The 19,012-nt window shown below is 63.0% G+C and carries 22 protein-coding genes; 13 read left to right on the top strand and 9 right to left on the bottom strand.

Translation table 11 applies throughout. From position 1 onward, the window contains the following. Positions 1-60: 60 nt before the first annotated feature. From KO538_RS01025 to KO538_RS00995, 7 genes are all read left to right on the top strand, one after another. The gene (locus KO538_RS01025) at positions 61-624 is read left to right on the top strand and encodes a GNAT family N-acetyltransferase (RefSeq protein ID WP_034751971.1); all 564 of its coding nucleotides are present in this window, start codon (positions 61-63) and stop codon (positions 622-624) included. After that, positions 621-968, top strand: a complete 348-nt coding sequence (locus tag KO538_RS01020) for an SMI1/KNR4 family protein (RefSeq protein WP_219327252.1) — start codon at positions 621-623, stop codon at positions 966-968. The genes KO538_RS01025 and KO538_RS01020 overlap by 4 nt, the downstream gene beginning before the upstream one ends. 15 nt (positions 969-983) lie before the next feature. Then, positions 984-1,523: a GNAT family N-acetyltransferase gene (locus KO538_RS01015; protein WP_219327251.1), complete on the top strand. Its 540-nt coding sequence runs from the start codon at positions 984-986 to the stop codon at positions 1,521-1,523. After that, entirely contained in the window at positions 1,520-2,221 is a 702-nt protein-coding gene (locus tag KO538_RS01010; protein WP_219327250.1) for a response regulator transcription factor, read from the top strand. The genes KO538_RS01015 and KO538_RS01010 overlap by 4 nt, the downstream gene beginning before the upstream one ends. Beyond that, positions 2,218-3,441: a HAMP domain-containing sensor histidine kinase gene (locus KO538_RS01005; RefSeq protein ID WP_219327249.1), complete on the top strand. Its 1,224-nt coding sequence runs from the start codon at positions 2,218-2,220 to the stop codon at positions 3,439-3,441. Before KO538_RS01010 ends, KO538_RS01005 begins: the two co-directional genes overlap by 4 nt. A gap of 72 nt (positions 3,442-3,513) precedes the next feature. Then, positions 3,514-4,395, top strand: coding sequence for a PHB depolymerase family esterase (locus KO538_RS01000; RefSeq protein WP_219327248.1), 882 nt, complete (start codon positions 3,514-3,516; stop codon positions 4,393-4,395). A gap of 60 nt (positions 4,396-4,455) precedes the next feature. Further along, positions 4,456-4,959, top strand: coding sequence for a DUF1993 domain-containing protein (locus tag KO538_RS00995; protein WP_257620111.1), 504 nt, complete (start codon positions 4,456-4,458; stop codon positions 4,957-4,959). A 3-nt stretch (positions 4,960-4,962) separates the two neighbouring features. Here the strand turns inward: KO538_RS00995 and KO538_RS00990 are convergent, their stop codons facing one another. The 3 genes from KO538_RS00990 to KO538_RS00980 are packed head-to-tail and all read right to left on the bottom strand — an operon-like array spanning position 4,963 to position 7,345. After that, the gene (locus KO538_RS00990; RefSeq protein ID WP_219327247.1) at positions 4,963-5,418 is read right to left on the bottom strand and encodes a hypothetical protein; all 456 of its coding nucleotides are present in this window, start codon (positions 5,416-5,418) and stop codon (positions 4,963-4,965) included. Continuing rightward, on the bottom strand, positions 5,415-6,386 hold the full coding sequence (locus KO538_RS00985) for a D-2-hydroxyacid dehydrogenase (protein WP_219327246.1): 972 nt from the start codon (positions 6,384-6,386) through the stop codon (positions 5,415-5,417). The genes KO538_RS00990 and KO538_RS00985 overlap by 4 nt, the downstream gene beginning before the upstream one ends. After that, positions 6,383-7,345, bottom strand: coding sequence for a LysR family transcriptional regulator (locus KO538_RS00980; protein WP_034751962.1), 963 nt, complete (start codon positions 7,343-7,345; stop codon positions 6,383-6,385). The genes KO538_RS00985 and KO538_RS00980 overlap by 4 nt, the downstream gene beginning before the upstream one ends. 148 nt (positions 7,346-7,493) lie before the next feature. On the opposite strand from KO538_RS00980, the gene KO538_RS00975 reads away from it, so the two are divergent. From KO538_RS00975 to KO538_RS00950, 6 genes are all read left to right on the top strand, one after another. After that, on the top strand, positions 7,494-7,706 hold the full coding sequence (locus tag KO538_RS00975; protein WP_139143481.1) for a hypothetical protein: 213 nt from the start codon (positions 7,494-7,496) through the stop codon (positions 7,704-7,706). Then, a complete protein-coding gene (locus KO538_RS00970; protein WP_034751961.1) occupies positions 7,703-8,563 on the top strand; it encodes an alpha/beta hydrolase in 861 nt (286 codons plus the stop codon). Before KO538_RS00975 ends, KO538_RS00970 begins: the two co-directional genes overlap by 4 nt. A gap of 271 nt (positions 8,564-8,834) precedes the next feature. Further along, entirely contained in the window at positions 8,835-10,079 is a 1,245-nt protein-coding gene (locus KO538_RS00965; RefSeq protein ID WP_034751960.1) for an efflux RND transporter periplasmic adaptor subunit, read from the top strand. 2 nt (positions 10,080-10,081) lie between these two features. Next, complete coding sequence (locus KO538_RS00960; protein WP_166446693.1) at positions 10,082-13,282, top strand: efflux RND transporter permease subunit; 3,201 nt, start codon at positions 10,082-10,084, stop codon at positions 13,280-13,282. Between the two features lie 44 nt (positions 13,283-13,326). Continuing rightward, positions 13,327-14,772, top strand: coding sequence for an efflux transporter outer membrane subunit (locus tag KO538_RS00955; RefSeq protein WP_128143326.1), 1,446 nt, complete (start codon positions 13,327-13,329; stop codon positions 14,770-14,772). Between the two features lie 247 nt (positions 14,773-15,019). Continuing rightward, a complete protein-coding gene (locus tag KO538_RS00950; RefSeq protein WP_034751957.1) occupies positions 15,020-15,577 on the top strand; it encodes a fasciclin domain-containing protein in 558 nt (185 codons plus the stop codon). Between the two features lie 66 nt (positions 15,578-15,643). Here the strand turns inward: KO538_RS00950 and KO538_RS00945 are convergent, their stop codons facing one another. From KO538_RS00945 to KO538_RS00920, 6 genes are all read right to left on the bottom strand, one after another. Further along, on the bottom strand, positions 15,644-15,907 hold the full coding sequence (locus tag KO538_RS00945; protein ID WP_219327245.1) for a hypothetical protein: 264 nt from the start codon (positions 15,905-15,907) through the stop codon (positions 15,644-15,646). 42 nt (positions 15,908-15,949) lie between these two features. Next, positions 15,950-16,300, bottom strand: a complete 351-nt coding sequence (locus KO538_RS00940; RefSeq protein WP_070304634.1) for a hypothetical protein — start codon at positions 16,298-16,300, stop codon at positions 15,950-15,952. A 115-nt stretch (positions 16,301-16,415) separates the two neighbouring features. Further along, positions 16,416-17,429: a serine hydrolase gene (locus KO538_RS00935; RefSeq protein ID WP_219327244.1), complete on the bottom strand. Its 1,014-nt coding sequence runs from the start codon at positions 17,427-17,429 to the stop codon at positions 16,416-16,418. Positions 17,430-17,630: 201 nt separating this feature from the next. Further along, complete coding sequence (locus KO538_RS00930; RefSeq protein ID WP_034751953.1) at positions 17,631-17,972, bottom strand: hypothetical protein; 342 nt, start codon at positions 17,970-17,972, stop codon at positions 17,631-17,633. Positions 17,973-18,011: 39 nt separating this feature from the next. Next, the gene (locus KO538_RS00925) at positions 18,012-18,383 is read right to left on the bottom strand and encodes a hypothetical protein (protein ID WP_219327243.1); all 372 of its coding nucleotides are present in this window, start codon (positions 18,381-18,383) and stop codon (positions 18,012-18,014) included. Positions 18,384-18,605: 222 nt separating this feature from the next. Continuing rightward, on the bottom strand, positions 18,606-18,929 hold the full coding sequence (locus KO538_RS00920) for a hypothetical protein (protein ID WP_072453071.1): 324 nt from the start codon (positions 18,927-18,929) through the stop codon (positions 18,606-18,608). Positions 18,930-19,012: the final 83 nt, after the last annotated feature.

Here is a 19,012-nt window from a genome sequence, read left to right as displayed (position 1 = left end):
CATCGTTATAGTTGCATGGAATAATAAGCATTGCCCCTTTGAACCTTTGATTGGAGTCGCATGGCCTACACGAAAACCATCACCACTGAACGCCTGATCCTGCGCAAGCCGCAACCATCAGATGAAGCGGATTTCTTCGCCATGCATGCCGATCCCGAAGTGATGCGCTATTTCAGCGAGCCGCCATGGCAGGATGCCAGCATCGCCGCGCGCAAGCTTGCCGAGGACATCGCCGCTTTCGAGAGCGAGGAATTCTTCCGCTTCGCCGTCACGCTGAAGGCGACGGGCGAATATATGGGTAGCTGCAGCCTGTTTTCCGAACACCGCCAGAACCGCCGTGCCGAAATCGGCTATGCGCTGGCGCGCCCGCATTGGGGCAAGGGCTATATGCAGGAAGCCTTGTCGGCGCTGCTGGAATACGCGTTCATCGAGCGCGACCTGAACCGCCTGGAAGCCGATATCGATCCGCTCAATACGGCTTCGGCCAGCGCCCTGGAACGCCAGGGTTTCAGCAAGGAAGGTTTCTTGCCCGAACGCTGGATCGTCGGCGGCCACGTCAGCGATACGGCCCTGTACGGCTTGCTGCGGCGTACGTGGGAGGCACGGCGCAAAGGCGCCGCGTGAGCCAGCAGGAAACCGAAGCGCTCGAGAGCTGGCTGGGCCGCGCCTTGCCGGCGTACTACCTGCGCTTTCTCCAGGACTGGCAGGAAGGTCTCCGTGGCGAACAGGTATTGCTGTATGGCGCAGAAAGTTTGGTGGAGCGTAACGAAACATATGACACGCAGCAATCCTGCCCAGGCTACATCACCATCGGCGACGACAGCGGCGGGCGCGCCGTCATGCTGGCCCTCGATGATGGCGACCGCGCCGTGTACCTGGTCGGGCATGGATCGATGCAGCGCGACGATTTCGAACTGGCTGCCGATGATTTCATGTCCTGGCTGGCCGCTGATTGCCCGCTGGATTGAGGAGGATGCCAAGCAATGAAAGCTGCCGATTTACCCGTTTCAGCCCATCCACTGGTGACGTTGCGCCAGCTGGAACGTAGCGACGCGCCCGCCTGGTATGTGTATCTGGCCGATCCTGTTGTCGTGGAACACACGAGCTGGGACTTGCGTTGCGCCGACGATCTGCAGGCCAATTTCGATGATTACGCCTCGGCCCAGCCAGCGTCGTCCATCCGCCTGGCCATCGTGCTGCGCGAGGGCGGCCAGCTGGTGGGCACGATCGGCTTCAATGCGATTTCCCCGCAGCACCGCACGGCCGAAATCGCCTACGATCTGTCTCCTGCCGTATGGGGGCAGGGCGTGGCCACGTCCATCGCCGCGTCGGTCATGGACTGGGGCTTCCAGCGCCTGGGCTTCCTGCGCATCCAGGCAACTGTGCTGGAGAGCAATGAACGTTCGATCCGCGTACTCGAGCGCTGCGGTTTCGAGCGCGAAGGCTATCTGCGCTGCTACCGGCAAATTCGCGGTAGGTCCGGCAATTTCTGGCTGTATGCGCGCATTGCCCACACTCCATGAATCGCTTGCCCCTGAGCATACTGCTGGTGGAAGACCACCTGGCCATCGCGCGCCAGGTGCTCGACTTCCTCGACGGCCTGGGCTGGCAGACCGACCATGCGGGCACGGGTGCGCTGGCCGTGCAATTGGCCACGCGCAACAACTATGACGTGGTGCTGCTGGACCTGAACCTGCCCGACATCGATGGCTTGCAAGTGTGCCGCGCCATCAAGGCGGGGGCACCCAGCAATGTGCCGATCTTGATGCTGACGGCGCGCGATGCGTATGAAGACAAAGCACGCGGCTTTCGCGACGGCGCCGACGATTACCTGAGCAAACCGTTCGACTTGCGCGAAGTGGCCTTGCGCTGCGAAGCGCTGGCGCGCCGGCACCAGCTGCATGTGCACCAGGAAATGCGCGTGGGCCCCTTTACCTTGCAGACGCGCGAAGGGCGCGCCCGGCTCGGTGACGTGGCGCTGCCGCTGACGCAGACGGGTTTTAAAATCCTGCTGCTGCTGTGCCGCGAGCATCCGCACGCCGTGTCACGTTCGGCCTTGCTGCAGCATCTGTGGGGCAGCCAGCCGCCCGATAGCGATGCGCTCAAATCGCATATTTACGCGCTGCGCAAGCAGCTGGAGCTGGCCGGCGGCGCGGGCATGCTGGTGACCATACCGCAGCTGGGCTACCGCCTTGCCTTCGGTTCCGCGGCGTCATCATGAGCAAATCGATCCGGCAGCGCCTGTTCGCGGCCCTGGCCGGTTTCACCGTGTTGCTGTGCCTGTGCTACACGGGCCTGGCGCTGGTGATCGCCTACGTGACGGAAGACATGCTGGTGCAGCGCCTGCTCGAGCGCGAAGCGGTGGTGGTCAGCCAGCATTTGCGCCAGCACGGTGAGCTTACGCCGTCTGGTAGCGACCTCATCAAGACATACGCCAGCTACCATGATTTGCCTCAAGTGGTGCGCGAGCAAGTGCTGCCGTCAGCCCCGCGCGGGGAAGTGTTTACCACGACGGGCCAGCATTACCACGTGCTGGCGCTGGACCTCGTCGCCGCTGGCCAGCCGCAGCGCAGCTATCTGCTGGCCGACGTGGCGCCCGTGCTGGTGGTGCAGCGCCTGGCGCAAGAGGTGGGCGGTGTCGTGCTGGGCGTGGCGCTGGCGCTGATCGCGCTGGCCTTGCTGCTGGCGTACTGGCTGGCGCGGCGCCTCGTGCTGCCCCTGCAGCGCCTGGCCCGGGAAGCGCGCCAGCTGGCGCCCGGCAGCGCCGTCCATTTCAGCGAGCGTGACCGCACCGACGAGATCGGTTTCCTGGCGCGCCGCCTGGAAACCACGTTTGCCGAACTACAGGCGGTGTTGCAGCGCGAACAGGCCTTCACCCGCGACGTCAGCCATGAGCTGCGTACGCCGCTGACCTTGATGCACAACACCTTGGCGCTGGCCGAGGCGCAGCCCCTGGGCGGGCAAGAGCAGGCGCAGCTGCGGCAATCGACGGACGAGATGCGCGCCAGCATCGACGTGCTGTTCGCGCTGGCGCGGGCCGAGCAACTGCCGGGCGAGGTGGTGGAGTTGCGCGGCTGTATGGAACAATGCCTGCTGCGCCTGCTCGACGAACATCCGTGGGACGCCAGCCTGCTGACCCTGGACTTGCCCGAGCGGCTGGACGTGGCGGGCAACGGGCAGCTGGTCATGTTGCTCATCAATAATTGCCTGGCGAATGCGCTGTTTCATGGCGGCCCCGATTGCCGCATCAGCATTGCGTTTGCGCAAGGCCACCTGAACATTGTCAATACCGTGCAGGCGGGGCAGCCACGGCGCGTCCACGGTTTCGCGCATGGCCAGAACCTGCTGCTGCGCCTGGCGCAAGCGATGCGCTGGGACATTGCTTTCCACCCCGGCGCGACGCAGTACCGTGTCGCCATCGTTCCCACCCAAGTGCAATAAACTCAGCGGATTTCACCGCGATTTCACCTGCTCCTGCTTATGCTGGCTGCTCTTTGACTTGAAGGGAAGCCCATGAAAATCGCCATCAGCCTGTTGATCCTGTCCTGCGTGTGCACATCCGCGCCGGCCCAGGTGAGCAGCCTCGTCTACAAGGAAGACAAGCGCCGCTACATCGTCTACACGCCGCCGTCTTACCAAAGCGCGCCGCAGCAAGCCTTTCCCGTCGTCTTCAATTTCCATGGCGGCGGCATGAGCATGGCGGAACAAATGCTGTACACGCAAATGAACAAGACGGCCGAGCGGCACCAATTCATCGTCGTGTATCCGCAAGGCATCAAGCAGGACTGGAACGTGGGCTTCGGCATGGATTACCTGGCGGGCACGGATGACGTCGGTTTCACGCAAGCCATGCTGAGTAAACTCAGGCAGGATTACCGCATCGATGACAAACGGATCTATGCGACGGGCCTGTCGCGCGGCGGTTTCTTTGCCCTGCGCCTGGCGGCCGAGCTGCCGCAGCAGTTCGCCGCAGTCGCCTCGGTGGGCGCGCCCATGCCGGAACCCGTGGTGCGGCACCATCAACAGCGCGGAAAGGTCGGCATGCTGTTGATACAGGGGACGGCTGACAAGGTCGTGCTGTACGAAGGCAAGGCCGCCGGCTACCTGTCGGCGCAGGGCACCTTCGATTACTGGCGCAAGCACAACGGCATCGATGGCGCCCCGCCGCAGCCGCGCCTGATTTCTGGCCCGGCTGGCGATACGACGCAAGTAAGCTGGCTGGAGCAGGGTGGCGATGACGGCGGCGCCAGCGCTGCCTTGCTCACCGTCAAGGACGGCGGCCACACGTGGCCGGGCGCCGATGCCTTCAATATCGGCCTGCCCATCGGCAAGACCACGCGCGCCATCGACGCGAATGACGTCATCTGGGAATTTTTCAGCAAGCACCGGCGTTAAGGTGACGGGGACGCGGTTGCCTGTGGCACACTCTTGTCATATTGAATCCTGCACAAGGAAATGATGAACAGCCACCCCGTCACCGTATTTTGCCGCTCCTTGGCGCAGCTTTCCGCCATGCTCGACAAGACCGGCACCGCGCCGTCGATGCTGGCGGCGCGTTTGCACCCGGACATGCTGCCGTTTGCCCAGCAAGTGCGCGCGGCCGTGAGCTTTTCCTTGCGCGGCTGCTGCCCGCTGGCAGGGCTGGACGTGGCCGATTTCAGCGCCGCCACCAGCCTGCAAGAGCAGATCGCGCAGACCACGCGCTACCTCAAGGACATTCCTGCCGAACGTTTTGACGGGCCGCCCGAACGCATCTGCCGCGACCGCGCCGGCTTTGCCGACATCACGCTGCCGGCCGGCGAATATTTGAACTTGTATATCCTGCCGAATTTCTACTTTCACTTCAGCATGGCGTATGCGATTGCCCGCAGCCAGGGAGCCAGCATCGGCAAGGGCGATTTCGACGGCTATCACGCGTATGCGCCGGGATTTTCCTTCGAGACGCCGGTGGCATCGTAAGAACTACAGTCCCGCTTCCTTCCAGGAGGAAAACCCCAGCCGCTTCAACAGCCGGCCCGACAGCCCGCAACTCCAGCAGCTGATCTGGATTTGCCGGTGCCGTGCCGGGTTCGCATGCCAGGCTTGCTCCGCATAATCGAGCAGGGCGTCGCTGAGCGGGGAGGCGTCGGCTGTCGCAGGCAGGCGGTTCATCAGTTCGAACACGCCGTGTGGGGCCTCTTTGATCTGCAGCAAACCGGCCAGCAGGGCGCGCAGCACGTCGCTGCCGATGGACCTGCTGGCTTGGGTAAAGCGCTGCCGCCAGCACAGGCTGCGCGCCTGCCACAGGGCCAGCAGTGCGGGCACGTCGGCCACCCGCAGTTGCCCGATCAGCTCGTCCGCTTCGTGAAACAGGTCGAGGCGCTCGTATTCCTCGTCGTCGCCGCACAGCAGTTCATCGAGTTCGTGCAATACGCTCATGCCACCACGTTTGTGGGCGTGCCCCGTTCGAACGCCTCCACGTTGCCGATCAGGATGTCCGCCAGCTTTTGCATGGCTTCGCCACTGGCCCAGGCCGTGTGCGGCGTGAGGATGAAGTTGGGCAGGCGTAAATTCAACAGCGGATTGCCGGGCAGCGGCGGCTCCTTCGATAACACGTCGAAGCCGGCGCCGGCGATCACGCCGTTTTTCAATGCTTCAGCCAGCGCCGCTTCATCGACAAGGCCGCCACGCGCCGTGTTGATCAACAGCGACGTCGGCTGCATGCGCGCCAGTTCTTGCGCGCCGATGATGTTGCGCGTCTTGTCCGTCAAAGGCAGGTGCAGGCTGAGCACGTCGGACGTGGCCAGCAAGTCATCGAAGCTCACTTGCGTCACGCCGTCCTCATCGATGGGGGAGCGGTTGTGGACTTGCACCTGCATGCCGAAGGCGCGCCCCAGCTGCGCCACGGACTTGCCCAGCGCGCCGTAGCCGAGCAAACCCAAACGGCTGCCGGCCAGGTCGCGGATCGGGTGGCCGAACAGGCAGAAGCGGTCCGATGCCTGCCACAGGCCCGCTTCCACGTCGGCGCGGTAGGCAAGCAGCTGGCGGCGCAGGGCCAGCATCAGGGCCAAGGTGTGTTCGGGTACGGTGGCGCGCGCATAGTCGCGGATATTCGCCACGACGATGCCCCGCTCGCGGCAGGCGGCCAGGTCGACAATATCCGTGCCGGTGGCGGCCACAGCGATCATCTGGAGCTTGGGCAGCTGCGCCAGCTCGGCTGCGCGCAGCGGCACTTTGTTCGTGATGGCGATGCTGGCGCCTTGCAGGCGGGATACGGTCTGCTCGCTGCCCTTGGTATGCGGATACTCTTCCCAGCTGTGCGCGAAGGCGGGCGGGCGCACGGTGGCGATCAGGCTGTCGCGGTCGAGGAAGACGATGCGGTGGGGCGATGTGCTTGCTGCGGTCATGGCTGGGCCTCGGTCAGGGTGGCGCGCGGGCTCGGGCTGGCGTTCTTGCCCTTGAGCTGCGTGGCCGGGTGGTTGGTAAACATGTCGGCGACCCATTCGACAAACACGCGCACCTTGGCGGACAGATGGCGGTTGGGCGGATAGATCACGTGGATGGGCAGCGGGTCGGATTCCCACTCACTGAGCAATTCCACCATTTTGCCCTGTTCTATCAGCGGCGCAAGCATGAAATGCGTCATTTGCACGATGCCCAGGCCCGCCAGGCCTGCGGCCGAGTAGGCATTCGAATCGTTCAGGGCGATATGGCTGGGCATGGCGATCTGGATGCGTTCGCCGGCACGCGTGAAATCCCAGTCAAACGTTTTGCCCGTCTTGGCGGAGAAAAAATTCACGCCGCGGTGCCGGGGCAAGTCGTTCGGATGCAGCGGCGTGCCGTGGTGCGCCAGGTAGCCGGGCGAGGCGCATGTCATGAAGTGCAGCACGCCGACCCGGCGCGCGATCAGGTTCAGGTCGCCCAGTTCGCCGCCGCGCACGGCGCAGTCGACGCCTTCCTCGATCAGGTCGACGGGACGGTCGCTGCAACCGAGTTCCAGCGAAATGTCCGGGTAGCGGGCAAAAAAATCGGGCAGGGCAGGGATGATCAGTTCGCTCGCCAGGGCCGTGGGCGCATCCACGCGCAGCCGCCCGCTGGGACTCAATCGCGTGCGCGACAGCGATTCTTCGGCCTCGCGCACGTCGGACAGGATGCGCACGCAGCGTTCGTAATAGGCGGCCCCGTCGGACGTGATGCTGACGTGGCGCGTCGTGCGGTTGAGCAACTTGACCGACAGGCTCGCTTCCAGCGACTGGATCAGGGTCGACACGGTGGCTTTCGGCAGCTGCATGTTTTCCGCCGCGCGCGTAAAGCCGCCCGCATCGACGACTTGGATGAAAACTTCCATTGCTTGCAGCTTGTTCACTTGAATTCCTGTCACTTTATCCGTGATTATTCAGAATCCTGAACAATCAATTCGTCATTGCACTCTTTATCAGATTGTAGATCAAGTCTATAGTTGTTGTACTGCAGCATAAATGTGATGCCGCAGGCAGGACAACAGGAGAAACATCATGGCTTATCGGAATGGACACTTTGCAGTACCCGCCTTGGTTGCGGTTGCGCTCGCTCTGGCCGCGATGGTATCGACGGATGCGTATTCACTGGCGGCGCAAAGCGAAGCCAGTGCTTACAGCGCCCTGACCCATGAAGTGGGCGGCATCGCCCTGTTGTGCCTGAACGACACGGTACTCGATGCTGCGGTGCAGCCGGTGGTGGCGCAATGAGCGTTGCCGGCACCGTGGCCGAACTGGCTCCTGGCCAGGCGCTGAAGATACGCGACATCCAGGTGCAGGGCGCGCAGGATGCGCTCGCCGCGCGCGTCTACACGGCCGGCGTGCCGGGTGCCAAGCAGTCGAGCCTGATCGTCTTCTTCCATGGCGGCGGCTTTGTTGACGGCGACCTGGACGACGCGGACGACTTCCTGCGCTGCCTCGTGCTGAGCAACCCCGACCACGTGGTGCTGGCCGCGAACTATACGTTGGCGAAGGTGCGGCCTTTCCCCGCCGCCGTGGAAGACGCGCATGCCGTGCTGCTGTGGGCAAAAAAGAACAAGTCCAAGCTGGGCTGGACGGGCAAGCAGATGGTGGTGTCGGGCATCGAAGCGGGCGCCAATCTGGCTGCCGTGTGCGCCATGATGTCGCGCGACCGGGGCGGACCGCCCCTCGCGGGCCAGGTGCTGATCATGCCGATGCTCGACCCCGGCCTGTCGACCTGCTCGATGCGTAACTTGCCGACGTGCCCAGACCTGGCGGAAGTGGCTGACCAATGCGCCGCCGCCTACCGGGGCTACCTGCCGAATGCCGCTGACCGTACCCATCCGTATGCGTCGCCATTGCAGTCGAGCCGCCTGAAGAACCTGCCGCCGGCGCTCATCCTGTCCGGCGAAGATGACCCATTGCGCGATGAGGCTGAACAATACGGCAGCAAGCTGATCGCCTGCGGCATCAAGACCACGGTGCGGCGCATGCCCGCCGCGCCGCTGCAGGATGCAGGCGCGCGTAATGAGTGCGCTTGCAAGGTGCATGCCTTGAACGAGATTGCCAGCTTTGTCGCCGGACTGGGGCAGGAGCCCGAGTCATGACGCCGCCATCTGATGCACCGCAAAAAAACTTACACTAATCAGTTTACTTTTTGAGTTTCGGTTGTTACACTACGGAGTGTAGTTCCCATCTTGCCTGAGTTGTGCGCTCGCACAGCCAGCTTTGTCGTCCCCGTCCGCTTTTAAACAGCTGGCGGCCTGTTTACCTTTGATCGAGCGCCGTCGGGCGCCATGGCACCACCATTCACTTTTTCAGTTGGGTTGCTTCCTGCCGCCCATACCATTAGAAATTTTCATAAAACAGGGAAATAAAATGAAAAACGTTCAACAATTTTCCACTCTGCTGAAGCCCCTGGCTGCCTCGCTCGCGCTGGCGGGACTGGTGGCCGTGAGCCTGGCCGGCTGCGATTCGGCCAATAGCAAGGTGCCCGACGCGCCAGCGGCCGGCGGCCCGCCCATCTCGGCCGCCGCCGTCGTTGAAAAACAGATCACGGAAACGCAGGAATTCTCGGGCCGCCTGGAAGCGATCGAGCGCGTGGAAATCCGCTCGAGAGTCAGCGGTTTCATCACGGCCGTCAATTTCAAGCCGGGCAGCGAAGTGAAAAAGGGCGATGTGCTGTTCGTCATCGATCCGCGCCCATTCCAGGCCGAAGTGTCGCGCGCCGAAGGCACTGCCGCCTCGGCCCGCGCCAAGGCGGAACTGGCCAAGCTGGAATTGTCGCGCGCTGAAAAGCTGCTGGCCGAAAAAGCCATCGCCCAGCGCGAATTCGATGAAAAAGCGTCGGGCCTGAAAGAGCTGGACGCGAATGTCCGTTCGGCGCAAGCCGCGTATGAAGCGGCGAAACTGAACCTGTCGTACACGCAGGTGCAGGCGCCGATCAGCGGCCGCGTCAGCAAGGCGGAAATCACCGTCGGCAACCTGATCGACGCTTCCGCCATCCTCACCTCGGTGGTGTCGACGGACCGCATCTACGCCAGCTTCGACGGCGATGAAGATACCTACCTGCGCGTGGCCGGCACGGCGCAAAAGGGCACGCCCGTCACCGTCAAGGTCGGCCTAGCCAACGAAACGGGCTTCCCGCATGAAGGTAAGCTGGAATTCGTCGACAACCAGCTCGATCCGGCCACGGGCAGCGTGCGCATGCGCGCCACCTTCGCCAACGCCGAGCGCCAGCTGGTGCCTGGCCTGTTCGCGCGCATCCAGCTCGACGGCGGCAACGGCCCGCAGGCGCAAAGCACGGCCCTGTTGATCAGCGACCGCGCCGTCGGCACGGATCAAAGCCGCAAATACGTCTACGTGGTGGGTGCCGACAACAAGGCCGAATACCGCGCCGTCAAGCTGGGCCCGACTTCGGACGGCTTGCGCGTGGTGCGCGAAGGCTTGAAGGCGGGCGAGAAAATCGTCGTCAACGGCTTGCAGCGCGTGCGCCCGGGCGCCCCGGTGACGCCGCAGATAGTGGCCATGGATTTCGATCCGACCGCGCCTGCCGCTCCTGCAAAACCTGAAGCAAAAGATGCCAAGATCGCCGCGAAAGCAGCATCGACTTCCAAGGAATAAACATGAACTTTTCCCGCTTTTTCATCGACAAGCCGATTTTCGCGGCGGTGCTGTCGATCGTCATATTCGTGGCCGGGCTGCTGTCGATTTTCGGCCTGCCCATCTCCGAATATCCTGACGTCGTGCCGCCATCCGTGGTGGTGCGCGCGCAGTACCCGGGCGCCAACCCGAAAGTGATCGCCGAAACCGTGGCCGCGCCGCTCGAAGAGCAGATCAACGGCGTCGAGAACATGCTCTACATGTCCTCGCAAAACACGTCCGATGGCGCGATGATGCTGACCGTGACCTTCAAGATCGGCACCAACGTCGAGCAGGCCGAAACGCAGGTGCAGAACCGCGTGCAGCGCGCCTTGCCGCGCCTGCCCGAGGAAGTGCGCCAGATCGGCGTGACGACCGTCAAGTCCTCGCCCAACCTGACCATGGTGGTGCACCTGGTTTCGCCGAACAAGCGCTATGACGATATGTATCTGCGTAACTACGCGGTGCTGAACGTCAAGGACCAACTGGCCCGCTTGCCCGGCATGGGCGACATCCAGATCTTCGGCGCCGGCGACTATGCCATGCGCATCTGGCTCGACCCGCAAAAGGTGGCGGCGCGCGGCATGACGGCCAATGACGTCGTCGACGCGATCCGCGAGCAGAACGTGCAGGTGGCCGCCGGTGTGATCGGCGCCTCGCCAGCGAAGAACTCGGACTTCCAGCTGACCGTCAATACCCAGGGCCGTCTGCAGACGCCCGAGGAATTTGGCGCCATCATCGTGCGCACGAATGCCGATGGCGCCGTGACGCACCTGAAGGACGTGGCGCGCGTGGAAATGGGCGCCAACAGCTACTCGCTGCGTTCGCTGCTGAACAATAATCCGGCCGTCGGCATGGGTATTTTCGAAGCGCCGAACGCCAACGCGCTGCAACTGTCTTCCGACGTGCGCTCCAAGATGGACGAACTGAAAAAAGACTTCCCGCAAGGCGTGGAATACCGGATCGAGTACGACCCGACGCAGTTCGTGCGTTCGTCCATCGAAGCCGTGATCCATACCCTGCTCGAAGCGATTGCCCTGGTGGTGCTGGTGGTGATCATCTTCCTGCAAACCTGGCGCGCATCGATCATTCCGCTGCTGGCCGTTCCCGTCTCCATCGTCGGCACCTTTGCCGTGATGCTGGGCTTTGGCTTCTCGATCAACACCCTGTCGCTGTTCGGCCTCGTGCTGGCCATCGGTATCGTCGTCGATGACGCCATCGTGGTGGTGGAAAACGTCGAGCGCAATATCGAGGAAGGCTTGTCGCCGCGCGACGCCACCATCCAGGCCATGAAAGAGGTCAGCGGTCCTATCGTTGCCATCGCCCTGGTGCTGTGCGCCGTGTTCGTGCCGATCGCCTTCGTGCCTGGTCTGTCGGGCGAGTTCTACCGCCAGTTCGCGCTGACCATCGCCATTTCGACCGTGATCTCCGCTTTCAGCTCGCTGACCCTGGCGCCAGCCCTGTCGGCCGCGCTGCTTAAACCGCACGATGCGCCGAAAGACGCGCTGACGCGCGGCATGGACATGGTCTTCGGCCGCTTCTTCGCCTGGTTCAACCGCTTCTTCGGCCGCGCTTCGCACCGCTATGAAGCTGGCGTAAAAGGCGTGTTGGGCCGCAAGAGCGCTTCGCTGGGTGTGTATGCGCTGCTGGTCGTTGCCGCCATCTTCACCTTCAAGTCCGTGCCGGCCGGCTTCGTGCCAGCGCAGGACAAGCAATACCTGGTGGGCTTTGCGCAATTGCCTGACGCCGCGTCGCTTGACCGCACGGAAGATGTCGTGCGCCGCATGTCCGACGTCATCAAGTCGGTGCCTGGCGTCGAATCGACCATCGCCTTCCCCGGCCTGTCGATCAACGACTTTACCAATGCGCCGAACGCCGGTATCGTCTTCGCCACCCTGAAACCGTTCGACGAGCGTACCAGCAAGGAATTGTCGGGCGGCGCCATCGCGGCCGAGATCAACAAGCGTCTGGGCGGTATCCAGGACGCCTTCATCATGGTCTTCCCGCCACCGCCGGTCAACGGCCTCGGTACCATCGGCGGCTTCAAGATGATGATCGAAGACCGCGGCAACCTCGGTTACGACGCGCTGTACAACGCCACCCAGGCGCTGGCCGCGAAAGCGTACCAGACGCCGGAACTGGCGGGCGTATTCTCGGGCTATCAGATCAACGTGCCGCAGCTGTTCGCCGACGTCGACCGCGTGAAAGCCAAGCAGATGGGCGTGCAGCTGCAAACGATTTACCAGACCTTGCAGATCAACCTCGGTTCGCTGTACGTGAATGACTTCAATCAGTTTGGCCGTACCTACCAGGTGCGCGTGCAGGCCGATGCGGCGTTCCGTTCGCATGCGCAGGATATCGCGCAGCTGAAGGTACGCAACGACAAGGGCGAGATGATCCCGCTGTCGTCGCTGATGCGCGTCAAGGACAGCTATGGCCCGGACCGCGTGCAGCGCTACAACGCGTATGCCGCAGCCGACTTCAATGGCGGCGCAGCCCCTGGCGTATCGAGCGGCCAGGCGCAAGCCGCGCTGGAACGCATCGCCAAGGAAGTGCTGCCGCAGGGGATTTCGTATGAATGGACGGAGCTGACCTACCAGGACATCTTGTCCGGCAATACGATGATCTATGTGTTCCCGCTGTGCGTGCTGCTGGTGTTCCTCGTGCTGGCCGCCCAGTACGAAAGCTGGACCCTGCCGCTGGCCGTGATCCTGATCGTGCCGATGTCGATCCTGTGTGCTTTGCTGGGCGTGAAACTGACCGGCGGCGACAACAACGTGTTTACCCAGATCGCGCTGTTCGTGCTGGTGGGGCTGGCGTCGAAGAATGCGATTCTGATCGTGGAATTTGCCCGCGAACTGGAAGAGCATGGCCGTACCGTCGTGCAAGCGGCGCTGGAAGCGTGCCGTCTGCGTCTGCGTCCGATCCTGATGACGTCGATCGCCTTCATCATGGGTGTGGTGCCCCTGGTGTTCTCGAACGGCGCCGGTTCGGAAATGCGCCATGCCATGGGTGTGGCGGTCTTCGCCGGCATGCTGGGCGTGACCTTCTTCGGCCTGTTCCTGACGCCTGTGTTCTATGTATTGCTGCGCACCCTGGCGCAGCGTTTTGAGAAAAAACCAGCCGCCGCTGCCGCCAAGCCTGTCGCCGCGCCAGCGCTGGACCTGGAAGGAGATATATATTGAAAACCAAGGAAATCATCTGGCGCGTCAAGCCCGTGCTGACCGCCATGGCCGCCGCAGTCCTGCTGGCCGCCTGCGCGGCGCCGGAGTTCAAGCAGCCACAGATCGAGACGCCGGCCGCGTTCAAGGAAGCGCAAACCTTGCCCGCCGTGCAGACGGCGGCCGACGGCACGCGCTGGAAGCAGGGCGTGCCGGCCGAGCGCCAGGCGCGCGGCGAGTGGTGGCTGGCGTTCAATGATCCGGCTTTGACTGGTCTGATCAACGAAGCGACGCAAGCGAATGCCAACCTGGCCATCGCCGCCGCCCGCGTCAAGCAGGCGAGGGCGATTGCCGGCATCGCCGAAGCGGACCGCATCCCGCAAGTAGGCGTGAACGTGGGCGGCCAGCGCAACCGCGCTTCCGCCGTGTCGCTCGGCTTGCCGAACGGCGCGCCGGTGGCGGCCACGAATGTCTACCAGGCCAATCTGACGGCCAGCTACGAAGTCGATCTGTTCGGCCGCGTGGCGTCCAACGTCAGCGCCTCGCGCAGCGATGCGCTGGCCGTGGAAGCGACTTACCGCTCGGTGCTGCTGTCCTTGCAGGCCGACGTGGCGCAGACCTACTTCCAGCTGCGCGCCACGGACGCCGAACTGGCGACCCTGGAACAGACGGTGCGCCTGCGCGAGGAAAGCGTGCATGTGAACCAGCGCCGCTATGACCTGGGCGACATCGGCGAGTTCGACCTGTCGCGTGCCCGCACGGAGCTGTCAACCGTGCGCGCCGAAGCCATCGGCCTGCAGCGCCAGCGCGCCACCAGCGAACATGCGCTGGCCGTCCTGCTGGGCAAACCGGCCGCCAGCTTCACGGCGACCGTCAACCCGCTGCAGGATAGCGGCTTCCTGCCCGTGATCCCGGCCGGCATGCCATCGTCCCTGCTGGAGCGCCGTCCCGACATCGCGTCGGCGCAGCGCACCATGGAAGCGTCGAATGCGCGCATCGGCGTGGCGAAATCGGCCATGTTCCCGGCCTTGACCCTGAACGCTTCCGGCGGCGGCGCGTCCGATACCTTCTCGGACATCTTCAAGTGGAGCAGCCGCTCCTGGCTGCTGGGCGCCCTGATGTCGATGCCGATCATCGACGGTGGCCGTAATAAAGCTGCCGTGAGCCGCAGCGAAGCGCAGCTGGAAGAGTCGGTGGCGACGTATCGCCAGAGCGTGCTGGTGGCCTTCGCCGAGGTGGAAGACAACCTGGCCGGCTTGCGCATCCTGTCGGGCCAGACGCAGCAGATCGACGAAGCCGTCGTCTCGGCGCGCCGCTCGGCCGACCTGGCGCAAAAGCTGTACGACGCTGGCCGTTCCAGCTACCTGGACCTGCTCGACGCGCAGCGCAACCTGGCGGCCATCGAGCGCAACGCCGTGCAATTGCGCGGCAACCGCGCCGTCACCACGGTGGCGCTGATCCGCTCCCTGGGCGGCGGCTGGGGCGAGACGGAGCCGCAGGTCGCGGCCAACTAGTTTCCGGTCCGCGGCAACAAGCCTGCCGAAAACGGCGTCGTGCTTTGCACGGCGCCGTTTTTTTATGGCTTGCGCAGGCCGGCTTGGCCCGTAGCGCGGTAGGTCGGCTTAGCGCATAGCGCGTAAGCCGACACCACCCGCGTCCTCAATCAATGCCAGACTAAAATAATAAATTGAATCCAATCCCCGACCCACCACGTAAATACTCCTGCAATCACGCAAACGCAGTCATCCAGGAGATACCATCATGCGCACCTTCGTTCCCGCAGCACTGTTCATCACTTCCATGCTGGCCGCCAGCGCCCCGTTTGCCGCCGACATGACGACCATGGTCGGTGGCCAGAGCATGTATCCGTCCAAGGACATCGTCGACAACGCCGTCAATTCGGCCGACCACACGACGCTGGTCGCCGCCGTCAAGGCGGCCGGCCTGGTCGATACCCTGAAAGGCAAGGGCCCATTCACCGTGTTCGCGCCGACGAATGCGGCCTTCGGCAAGCTGCCGGCCGGCACCGTCGAGACCCTGGTGAAACCGGAAAACAAGGCGACCCTGACGAAAATCCTCACCTATCACGTGGTGCCCGGCAAATACGACTTCAAAGCGCTGGCCAAGGAAATCAAGATGCATGACGGTAAAGCCACCTTGCCCACGGCCAGCGGCGGCAAGCTGATGTTCGCCATGAACGGCATGCACAACATCGTGGTGACGGACGAGGGCGGCAACAGCGCCAACATCAGCACCTACGACGTGTACCAGTCGAATGGCGTGATCAATGTGATTGACTCGGTGCTGATGCCTAAATAGGCGGGCGAAAAACGGACGAAAAAAAAGACAGGGAAAACCCTGTCTTTTTCATTCGTGCCGCCGTGATTACTTGGCTGGCGCTGCTGGCGTTGCCGGCACCGCTGGTTCCGCAGGTGCTGCCTTGTCGGCTGGCGCGGCTTTCTTCGCCTTGTGATGCTTGGCTTTCTTGTGCGCCGCTGGCTTGACGGCGGCTGCCGGTGTTTCGGCCTTGACTGCTGGCGTGGCTGCGACTGCTGGCGTCGCTGGCGTGGCGGCAGGAGCGGCTGGCGCCTGGGCGAAAGCGGCGGTGGCGAACAGGCTGGCGATCAGGGTGGCGATAACTTTTTTCATGATGAAATCCTTGGTATGTGTGGTCAGTAAAGAGGGTCGGAATTACTTGGCTGCTGCTGGTGCCGCTTCGGCGGTGGCCGATGCCAGCTTTTCGTCAGCCTTGGCCTTGGTTTTCTTGGCCTTGTGATGTGCCTTGGCTTTCGTGGTGGCCGCTTCCGCTTTGGCGCTGGCCACTTCCGTTTTTGCGGCGACGACTGCTTTCGCTTCTTTGGCATCCGCTTTGACGACGGCTTGCGCTTCCTTGGCGTCCGCTTTCACGACAGCCTTGGTGTGGGCCGCTTCCACTTTGGCCGGAACCGAGGCTGCAGGAGCGGCTGCAGGTGCTGCCGGGGTTTGGGCGAAGGCTGCGGTTGCGAACAGGCCGGCGATCAGGGTAGCAATTACTTTTTTCATGGTGCAGTCCTCAGTGGTGGTTTGTCTGGTATGTCTGTTGGTGCCGGGATGATTCCCGTGTCACTGAGCATAAAACGCGCCCCGGATCGCTGCCGTTGACGGTCATTACAAACGCTTACATCTGCGTGGCATCCGCCTTCAGGATGGCCTTCAGGATGTCTTCCGAACGGCGCTGTCCATAGGGCTTGCCATACGCGCCGGACGCGATGCTGACCACCATGCCGCGCGCGGGTATCACGTAGATCTTGTTGCCGCCATTGCCCGAGGCGAAATGCACGTCGATCTTTTGGCCTCCGATGTCCTGCGTCTTCGCGTACCAGAAATAGCCGTAGCTGTCGGCATAGCGGTCGCCGGCGCCGATGGCCACGCGCGGCGCCAGCGCTGCGTGCAGCCAGGCCGTATCGATCACCCTCTTGCCGTCAACTGCGCCGTCGTCGAGCACCATCTGGCCGATTTTTGCCGTGTCGCGTGCGCGCAGCGACAGATTGCCCTGGCCCTTCGGATGGTTGGCCACGTCGCGGCCCCAGCGCCAGCGCGTGATGCCCAGCGGCGCGAACAGCGCCTTGGCGGCGACATCTTCCAGGTCGGCGCCGCTGGCGCTTTCCACCACTCTGCCCGCGATATACGCGCCCAGCGAGTTATAGCGGTACACGCTGCCCGGCGCCGTTGCAGACGGCACGCCGCGCACGAAGGCGGCAGGGTCGGGCGCCGCATCGAGCTTGTCTTCATTGCCTGGCGACTGCTCGTCTTCATCGAAGGCGGCCAGGCCCGAACGCATGGTCAGCAGGTCGTCGATGAGCACCTTGCCTGCCGGGCTGCCAGCCACTTCATGCCAGTAATCTCCCACCGTCTTTGTCGTCGCCAGCTGGCCGCGCGCCACGGCCGCACCCACCAGCAGTGCGGTGATGCTCTTGCCGGCCGAGCGGATGTCGTGCAGGGTGTCGGCCGTCTCGCCGTTGTAATAGCGTTCGGCGAGGATGGCGCCATTGCGCAGCACGACGACGGCGCGCAAGTCGCCATGGCTGTCATGGTCCTGGGCGAGCAGGACTTGCTCGAGGGCGGTGGGGGCGTTTTGCGCATTGGCGGCGCAAGGCAGGGACAGGGCGGTAATCAGCAGCAGGTGGCGCATGGAATAGGCTTCGCGGCGATGGTCGGAGTGCCAGTGTCCACCATCTGCGCCGCTTTGTCGTGCGCAAGCTGCTTTGTTCGCTGAAGTTTGCATGAAGGCGCGCCATGCAAAAAGGACAGCCGAAGCTGTCCCAGGGAATGCGGGCGAAGTGCCCACGCAAGCGCAGACCCGGCGGATGCGCTTGCGTGGCGTCGTTTGCGCTTACTTCGCTGGCGCTGCCGGTGCTGCCGGAACGGTTTCCGCCGCTTTCGCCGCATCCGCTTTTACTTTGGCTTTGTTCGCCTTGTGATGGGCCTTGGCCTTGGTGACTTTGGCGTCGGCCTTGGCGCTGGCCACGTCTGCTTTTGCATCGGCGACGACGGCCGCTTCTTTTGCATCGGCTTTCACGACGGCCTTGGTTTCCTTGGCTTCAGCCTTGACCACGGCTTTCGTGTGGGCAGCTTCCGCCTTGGCCGGAGCCGAGGCTGCCGGAGCGGCAGGGGTTTGAGCGAAGGCTGCGGTAGCGAACAGGCCGGCGATGAGGGTGGCGATAACTTTTTTCATTGTATTTTCCTGGCGAGTGATAAGCGATTGTGTGGGGAATTACTTGGCTGATGCAGGTGCGGCTGGTGCTGCTTCGGCGGTGGCCGATGCCAGCTTTTCGTCAGCCTTGGCCTTGGTTTTCTTGGCCTTGTGGTGTGCCTTGGCTTTCGTGGTAGCCGCTTCCGCTTTGGCGCTGGCCACGTCCGTTTTTGCGGCGACGACTGCTTTCGCTTCTTTGGCATCCGCTTTGACGATGGCTTGCGCTTCCTTGGCTTCCGCTTTCACGACGGCCTTGGTGTGGGCTGCTTCCACTTTGGCAGGAACCGAGGCTGCAGGAGCGGCTGCAGGTGCTGCCGGGGTTTGGGCGAAGGCTGCAGTTGCGAACAGGCCGGCGATCAGGGTAGCGCTCAGGTTGAAAATGCGTTTTTTCATGGTGCAGTCCTCAGTGGTGGTTTGTCTGGTATGTCTGTTGGTGCCGGGATGATTCCCGTGTCACTGAGCATAAAACGCGGCCCGGAAGGTTACCGTTGACCTTGTTTACACTTTCTTACAATCTGACGATTTAAGCGACGTTAATTGAAGAAGGCGGCGTAAAAAAGCAAAAAGACAGCCGAAGCTGTCTTTTTGCATGGCGCATGAAACGCGCTGTATGGATTATTTGGCTGCTGCCGCGGTCGCTTCAGTTTTGGCTTCGTCAGCCTTGGCCTTGGCTTTTTTCGCTTTGTGATGGGCTTTTTCCTTGGTGACTTTGGCGTCGGCCTTGGCGCTGGCAACATCGGCTTTCGCATCGGCGACGACGGCCGCTTCCTTGGCATCGGCTTTGACTACGGCCTTGGTTTCCTTGGCTTCCGCTTTTGCCACTTCCTTGGTGTGCTTGGCTTCGGCCTTGGCAGGCGCGGCTGGCGTTTGAGCAAAGGCTGCGGTAGCGAACAAGCCGGCGATCAGAGTAGCGGTCAAGTTGAAAATGCGTTTTTTCATGGTGCAGTTCCTCAAGAAGTGGGGTTGTAGTTCAGGAGATCAGTCCCCTGTCACTGAGGCAAAAACGCGCCGTGCGGCAATAC

It is taken from the genome of Janthinobacterium sp. NKUCC08_JDC (genome assembly GCF_019345575.1).
Taxonomy (GTDB): domain Bacteria; phylum Pseudomonadota; class Gammaproteobacteria; order Burkholderiales; family Burkholderiaceae_D; genus Janthinobacterium; species Janthinobacterium aestuarii.
Note: the sequence above shows the minus strand (reverse complement) of the source record. Positions and strands in the feature narration are given on the sequence as shown.

What these genes read in the sequence shown, in the direction of transcription:
- KO538_RS00970 (WP_034751961.1), top strand. Translation starts at nt 7,703, where the DNA reads ATGAGCGTTGCCGGCACCGTGGCCGAACTGGCTCCTGGCCAGGCGCTG.
- KO538_RS01000 (WP_219327248.1), top strand. Translation starts at nt 3,514, where the DNA reads ATGAAAATCGCCATCAGCCTGTTGATCCTGTCCTGCGTGTGCACATCC.
- KO538_RS00920 (WP_072453071.1), bottom strand. Translation starts at nt 18,929, where the DNA reads ATGAAAAAACGCATTTTCAACTTGACCGCTACTCTGATCGCCGGCTTG.
- KO538_RS00940 (WP_070304634.1), bottom strand. Translation starts at nt 16,300, where the DNA reads ATGAAAAAAGTAATTGCTACCCTGATCGCCGGCCTGTTCGCAACCGCA.
- KO538_RS00930 (WP_034751953.1), bottom strand. Translation starts at nt 17,972, where the DNA reads ATGAAAAAAGTTATCGCCACCCTCATCGCCGGCCTGTTCGCTACCGCA.
- KO538_RS00955 (WP_128143326.1), top strand. Translation starts at nt 13,327, where the DNA reads ATGGCCGCCGCAGTCCTGCTGGCCGCCTGCGCGGCGCCGGAGTTCAAG.
- KO538_RS01015 (WP_219327251.1), top strand. Translation starts at nt 984, where the DNA reads ATGAAAGCTGCCGATTTACCCGTTTCAGCCCATCCACTGGTGACGTTG.
- KO538_RS00950 (WP_034751957.1), top strand. Translation starts at nt 15,020, where the DNA reads ATGCGCACCTTCGTTCCCGCAGCACTGTTCATCACTTCCATGCTGGCC.
- KO538_RS00990 (WP_219327247.1), bottom strand. Translation starts at nt 5,418, where the DNA reads ATGAGCGTATTGCACGAACTCGATGAACTGCTGTGCGGCGACGACGAG.
- KO538_RS01005 (WP_219327249.1), top strand. Translation starts at nt 2,218, where the DNA reads ATGAGCAAATCGATCCGGCAGCGCCTGTTCGCGGCCCTGGCCGGTTTC.
- KO538_RS01025 (WP_034751971.1), top strand. Translation starts at nt 61, where the DNA reads ATGGCCTACACGAAAACCATCACCACTGAACGCCTGATCCTGCGCAAG.
- KO538_RS00975 (WP_139143481.1), top strand. Translation starts at nt 7,494, where the DNA reads ATGGCTTATCGGAATGGACACTTTGCAGTACCCGCCTTGGTTGCGGTT.
- KO538_RS00935 (WP_219327244.1), bottom strand. Translation starts at nt 17,429, where the DNA reads ATGCGCCACCTGCTGCTGATTACCGCCCTGTCCCTGCCTTGCGCCGCC.
- KO538_RS00960 (WP_166446693.1), top strand. Translation starts at nt 10,082, where the DNA reads ATGAACTTTTCCCGCTTTTTCATCGACAAGCCGATTTTCGCGGCGGTG.
- KO538_RS01010 (WP_219327250.1), top strand. Translation starts at nt 1,520, where the DNA reads ATGAATCGCTTGCCCCTGAGCATACTGCTGGTGGAAGACCACCTGGCC.
- KO538_RS00925 (WP_219327243.1), bottom strand. Translation starts at nt 18,383, where the DNA reads ATGAAAAAACGCATTTTCAACCTGAGCGCTACCCTGATCGCCGGCCTG.
- KO538_RS00985 (WP_219327246.1), bottom strand. Translation starts at nt 6,386, where the DNA reads ATGACCGCAGCAAGCACATCGCCCCACCGCATCGTCTTCCTCGACCGC.
- KO538_RS00945 (WP_219327245.1), bottom strand. Translation starts at nt 15,907, where the DNA reads ATGAAAAAAGTTATCGCCACCCTGATCGCCAGCCTGTTCGCCACCGCC.
- KO538_RS00995 (WP_257620111.1), top strand. Translation starts at nt 4,456, where the DNA reads ATGATGAACAGCCACCCCGTCACCGTATTTTGCCGCTCCTTGGCGCAG.
- KO538_RS00965 (WP_034751960.1), top strand. Translation starts at nt 8,835, where the DNA reads ATGAAAAACGTTCAACAATTTTCCACTCTGCTGAAGCCCCTGGCTGCC.